This window comes from Mycobacterium sp., assembly GCF_050701675.1.
Taxonomy (GTDB): domain Bacteria; phylum Actinomycetota; class Actinomycetes; order Mycobacteriales; family Mycobacteriaceae; genus Mycobacterium.
Window position 1 is genome coordinate 1 of the sequence record NZ_JBOGDD010000493.1, and the last position, 3,125, is coordinate 3,125.

The 3,125-nt window shown below is 65.0% G+C and carries 4 protein-coding genes and 1 pseudogene; 1 reads left to right on the forward strand and 4 read right to left on the reverse strand.

The window, feature by feature from the left end; genetic code table 11:
- Nucleotides 1-212, reverse strand: a 212-nt coding sequence (locus ACRDUX_RS14815; protein WP_526414779.1) for a helix-turn-helix domain-containing protein, incomplete at its 3' end; no start/stop codon positions are given.
- A 253-nt stretch (nt 213-465) separates the two neighbouring features.
- Nucleotides 466-1,833, reverse strand: coding sequence for a MocR-like pyridoxine biosynthesis transcription factor PdxR (pdxR, locus tag ACRDUX_RS14820; RefSeq protein WP_526414780.1), 1,368 nt, complete (start codon nt 1,831-1,833; stop codon nt 466-468).
- 113 nt (nt 1,834-1,946) lie between these two features.
- Between pdxR and ACRDUX_RS14825 the strand changes: the two genes are divergently transcribed.
- Nucleotides 1,947-2,396, forward strand: coding sequence for a hypothetical protein (locus ACRDUX_RS14825; RefSeq protein ID WP_526414781.1), 450 nt, complete (start codon nt 1,947-1,949; stop codon nt 2,394-2,396).
- A 1-nt stretch (nt 2,397) separates the two neighbouring features.
- On the opposite strand, the gene ACRDUX_RS14830 is transcribed toward ACRDUX_RS14825, so the two are convergent.
- Together ACRDUX_RS14830 and ACRDUX_RS14835 are read right to left on the reverse strand one after the other, a co-directional pair.
- Nucleotides 2,398-2,736 carry a cupin domain-containing protein gene (locus ACRDUX_RS14830; RefSeq protein ID WP_526414782.1) on the reverse strand — a complete coding sequence of 113 codons (339 nt, stop codon included), beginning with the start codon at nt 2,734-2,736 and terminating at the stop codon, nt 2,398-2,400.
- Between the two features lie 91 nt (nt 2,737-2,827).
- A pseudogene (locus tag ACRDUX_RS14835) lies at nt 2,828-3,125 on the reverse strand (peptidase dimerization domain-containing protein); the annotation flags it as partial.

Here is a 3,125-nt window from a genome sequence, read left to right on the forward strand (position 1 = left end):
GTTTTCTTCCATGCGTTGAACGTGTTGATCAGATCGAACCCCGACCACGGCACCGTCATTAGCGGGTCGGCTTTGCGTTGGGTGAGCCCGGTTTTGACGATTCGCAGGCACTGGTTGAACGCGAACCGCGACGCCCCGGCATGCCGAGCCAGCACCTCACACTGCTCGACAGACGGGTCGAGACAAAAGCGGAAGGTGGTATGCCGAGACATCGTGACCGCAGCATCGCACCACCCACCCACCGACAACGATGACGGTGTCACCGCGGAAACGACATCTAAAGCGCGACACCCACACCAATACTGCAGACCGCGACACCGACCCGAACACGAACGACTAGCCGCTTGTTGGGTTGGCCGCCCAGGGACTCTTGGGTCTCCCCTGCGCGCGCACAGCCGGCCTCGTTCGAGAATTGGTCGGCTGTGCGGTGGCCTGCCGAATAGGCCTGTCGGGGAACACTTTTGATCACCGTTGTTCGTCTGGCGCACGGTAGAGCGATCCGATGGTTTGGATGCCGTCGTTGATGGCGGATTCGGTGAGTGCGCCGTAGCCCAAGACGAGAGCTGGCGGAGCGTCGGCGGGATGGCACCAGTGCCAGCCCGCTCCTTCGACGATGACGTCCTGGTGGCGGGCGGCATCAACCAGGCTCGCTTCGTCGCACCCGTCGGGTAGCTGCACATAGGCGTGTAAGCCCGCGGCGATTCCGCGCAGCCTCGCCTCGGGCATCCACCGGGTGACTGCGTCAAGGGTGGCCTCGCGACGACGCCGATAAACCGGCCTGACTCGCCGCAGGTGACGAGTGAGGTCCCCGGAGTCGATGAAACCTGCCATGGCGAGTTGTTCGACGACCGTGCTGCCGGCGTCGTCGAGCAACTTCTGGTCGGCGACATCATCGACCAGCCAATACGGCAGGACCATCCATCCGAGCCGCAGTGCCGGGGTCAGCGTCTTGCTGGCAGAGCCGGTGTAGACGACGCGATCGGGCGCCAAGCCCTGCAGCGCCCCCACAGGTGCACGGCCATAGCGGAACTCGGCGTCGTAGTCGTCTTCGATGACTATTCCGTCATGCTCGCCGGCCCACCGCAGGAGCTCTACGCGGCGGGCTGCGCTCAACGCCACCCCGGTCGGATAGGAATGTGCCGGCGCGGTCAGCACGGCACCAACGCCGGCGCCTGCCAGCTGCGACACTTGTATCCCATCGCTATCGACCGATATCGGCACCACACGCAGGCCGGTGTTGGTGATGGCGCGTCGGTGCAGTCCGAACCCGGGATCTTCCATCGCTATCGCCTCCACGCCACGGGCGCGCAACGCACGGCAGACCAGGGCAATGGCCTGCGTGACTCCGGCGCAGATCATCGTGTGTTCCGGTGCAGCGTCCACACCGCGCACCCGGCGCAGATAGCCGCCCACCGCGTTCCGCAGCTGCGATGTCCCCGCTGGGCCCGGATAGACGAGTTGGTCGTTGGGCATCTCGGCCAGGGCGGTGCGGTAATGGCGCAGCCACCCGGTTCGTGGAAACAACGCAGGGTCCGGCAAACCACCAAAGAAGCGCACCGCCCGAGCCGGCGGGACGCGCACCATCGCGTCAACGGACGGCCCTGGCCGCGCGATGGGCAGTACTCGCGTGCCCGATCCTTGGTGGGCGGTCAGATATCCGTCGGCGATGAGCTGTTGGTAGACCTCGACGATCACGCTTCGTGCCACGCCCAGGTCGACGGCAAGCACCCGCGACGCGGGAAGGACATCACCTGGCCCCAGCCGACCCTGACGGATCGCCACGCGCAACTGTTCCTGCAGCTGCTCACCTACACCGCGGCGCGACCGATCCACGGTCAGGCTGATGTCCGACAGGAACCCCGGGTCTGCTGCTACAGAAGTGGTCTGTTCAGAACGATGCGGATTGGACCGTGACACAGACCAATGCTAGCGACAGGCTGGGACCCATGACAACGCCAAACCCCACCACTCATGCCTCGGCAGCGCCGGTGATTCTGCCGTGGATGCCCGGCCCGACTGCCAGCGCCGCCGGGCCCGTCGTGGTCAGCGTCACCGAGTACCGGTCAGCCCGGCGCCGCGACCTTCCCGGGGTCGTGAGCAAGGGAATGCGGATGCGCCTCGGATGGTATGCGATGCCCGGTGCAGTCGGCCTATGGCTGTGGTCACTTCCCGCACGGCTGTGTGGCGGCTCAATATCAGTGTGGGACAACGAAGAAAGCCTGGAGCGGTTCATCACCCTGCCCCACCACACCGCCATCATGGACCACTATCGCGATCGAGGAGACGTCCGCTCACATCAGTGGACGATGCAACACTTCGACCCCGACGCCGCCCTTACCCGCGCCCGCAACTGGATCACCACGAATGCGATCGATGTTCATCCTCGGTCGACATAACTTACAGCGCAGGTAGTTTCGCTACCGTCAGCAAAACCGAGGATGTTTCGATGGCTTCGAGTGCATGGCGTGAATTGGGGACGATGATCAGATCTCCGGCGGAGCCTTCCCAGGCGTTGTCGCCTGCGGTCAGCCGGACACGTCCATGCAGAACGTGGAGGGTGGCTTCGCCGGGGTTCTCGTGTTCGTTGAGTGTCTGACCCGCGTTGAGCGCGATCAGCGTTTGGCGCAGGACGTGTTCGTGGCCCCCGTACACGGTGTGGGCGCTGCGCCCGCTGGACGCTCGTTCGGCGGCCGCGAGGTGTTCGCGAGCCAGCGCCGTCAACGACATCTTCTCCATGGCGAACTCTTTCCGTAGTCGTCGATCATCTCAAAGGCGTCAAGGCGTTCTGCGTTGATCAGATGAAATCGTCGTTCTCGATCCTCCGCCGTCACAACCACGCGAGTGCGGCGACCACGAGTGCCTCGGTTCCGGTGTCGAGGGTGGGCTGCAGGACCGGGGCGAAGGCGGCCGAGTGGTTGACGGGAATGTCTTGGTACACCCGGCCGGCCAGCTCGGCTGTGCGGTACGTGTCCGGATCGATACCGCCGAGGCCCCAGTAGGTGTACGGCACGCCGAGCGCCGTCGGGATGTCGCTGAAGTCCTCGCTGGCGGTCCCGATCGGCATCGTCGTGCTGCGGTCGCCGAAGTGCGCGTCGAAGGCTGCCGCGACACGTGCGGTGGTGTCG